3 protein-coding genes and 1 pseudogene are annotated in these 1,563 nt (G+C 36.6%); 2 read left to right on the top strand and 2 right to left on the bottom strand.

The features are described 5' to 3' along the window. Positions 1 to 100: 100 nt before the first annotated feature. A complete protein-coding gene (ssb, locus tag ACFIM8_RS09065) occupies positions 101 to 547 on the bottom strand; it encodes a single-stranded DNA-binding protein (protein WP_375607507.1) in 447 nt (148 codons plus the stop codon). Between the two features lie 189 nt (positions 548 to 736). On the opposite strand from ssb, the gene ACFIM8_RS09060 reads away from it, so the two are divergent. Next, positions 737 to 1,018, top strand: coding sequence for a type II toxin-antitoxin system RelE/ParE family toxin (locus tag ACFIM8_RS09060; protein ID WP_375614827.1), 282 nt, complete (start codon positions 737 to 739; stop codon positions 1,016 to 1,018). 16 nt (positions 1,019 to 1,034) lie between these two features. Continuing rightward, positions 1,035 to 1,328, top strand: a complete 294-nt coding sequence (locus ACFIM8_RS09055; RefSeq protein WP_375607509.1) for a HigA family addiction module antitoxin — start codon at positions 1,035 to 1,037, stop codon at positions 1,326 to 1,328. A 49-nt stretch (positions 1,329 to 1,377) separates the two neighbouring features. Here ACFIM8_RS09055 and ACFIM8_RS09050 read toward each other — a convergent pair. After that, a pseudogene (locus tag ACFIM8_RS09050) lies at positions 1,378 to 1,563 on the bottom strand (hypothetical protein); the annotation flags it as partial.

Below are 1,563 nucleotides of genomic sequence, written 5' to 3'. Positions count from 1 at the left end.
ATCTTGACGTACTTTCACTTGTGAAATATGAGTATCTTTCTTTTTCATACATCCCCTAATCTGTGGGAGCCCACATGTTTCTCTTTGCTCTATTTTTTAATCAAAATGGCATGCTATCATTAAGAGATGCGCTATAATCTTTAGCACCTGAAGCAATAGCATAATTTTGAGAAGTAATGGGGGAGGGGTGAGCAGATTGCTCTTTTTGGGCATCAAGCAAATACAACTCGCCTTTGAATTGTGGTAAGACAATCTCTGTTGTGTAACGGTCATGCCCATTTTTATCTTGCCATTTGCGTGTCTGTAATTTGCCTTCAATGTAAACCTTTGAACCTTTGTTTAGATACTGAAGCGCTATTTTTGCCAAATGTGGATTAAAAATCACCACGGAGTGCCATTCAGTTTTCTCTACTTTTTGATGAGTATTTTTATCCGTATAGCTTTCAGAAGTTGCCATACGAAAATTGACTACTTCTGTTCCATAATTCATTGTTTTGCTTTCGGGATCATTCCCTAAATAGCCAATTAACATCACTTTATTTAGCATGTTTGTCATTACCTTAAATTTGTATTTAAATATGTGAGAAATCTTAGCATAGTTTTATTATTTTTTCTATTATTTCAAAAGGATATTATTGATTATTAACATATAACATTATGTTTTAAGGCGCTCTTTGATAAATAATCAATTGACATAAATGCATGGTGTATAGTACCAAGTCTCAAGAGGGTATATATGGCAATCGTTAGTTTTAAGCATAAAGGGTTGAAATTATTCTTTGAAAGAGGAGAGTGCAAAGGCATACAACCCGCGCATGTTAAAAAATTAGCAAACATTTTAGTAATTTTAGATACAATATCCGCGCCTGAACAAGTTACTCTTAAATCGTATCGTCTACATGCGCTTATGGGCGATTTAAAAGGTTACTGGTCAATGCGTGTCAATGCAAATTGGCGTGTTACCTTTCGTTTCATTGGGACAGACGTTGAACTGGTTGATTATCAAGATTACCATTGAGTTTTGAGGTGTTATTATGATGTACAATCCTCCACACCCTGGCGGCATTTTGAAAGAAGAATTGCTTGATGAATTAGGGTTAACAGTAACAGAAGCTGCAAATCGTCTTGGCGTTGCACGTTTAACTTTATCCCGCATCTTAAACTGCCATGCGGCGATTAGCATTAACTTAGCTTTACGGTTAGAAAAAGCGGGTTTAAATGATGCGGAATTCTGGCTTAAACTGCAACAAAAGCATGATTTGTGGCAAGCTCGGCATAACAGCTCAATCCCACATATTTCACCTTTAGAGCAAGTAGGGCATCTTTAGAAAGACTTAGCCCATCCTTCTTCACACTTAGAGGTCATGTTCTTTAAAATCAAGCAACTTCTGATAGTTTTTTTATGCCTTTATTGATCTCGTCTATAAGAGGTTCGTAATTGAGAACGCTTTTCGGAATATTCCCACCGTAAACCCATGCTTTTACTTGCGCTTTGGTACTAAAATCCGCATTTTCTGGTGTGGTATAATACTGACCGCCATCAAACTTTTCACACTCTCTTGT

Source organism: Bartonella sp. AC535YNZD, from assembly GCF_042196625.1.
Lineage (GTDB): Bacteria > Pseudomonadota > Alphaproteobacteria > Rhizobiales > Rhizobiaceae > Bartonella.
The sequence above is the reverse complement of the archived record's forward strand: the minus strand, read 5'-3'. Positions and strand labels throughout refer to the sequence as shown.

Excerpts from the sequence above, each read along its gene's own strand:
- ssb (WP_375607507.1), bottom strand. The coding sequence starts at position 547 with ATGCTAAATAAAGTGATGTTAATTGGCTATTTAGGGAATGATCCCGAA.
- ACFIM8_RS09055 (WP_375607509.1), top strand. The coding sequence starts at position 1,035 with ATGATGTACAATCCTCCACACCCTGGCGGCATTTTGAAAGAAGAATTG.
- ACFIM8_RS09060 (WP_375614827.1), top strand. The coding sequence starts at position 737 with ATGGCAATCGTTAGTTTTAAGCATAAAGGGTTGAAATTATTCTTTGAA.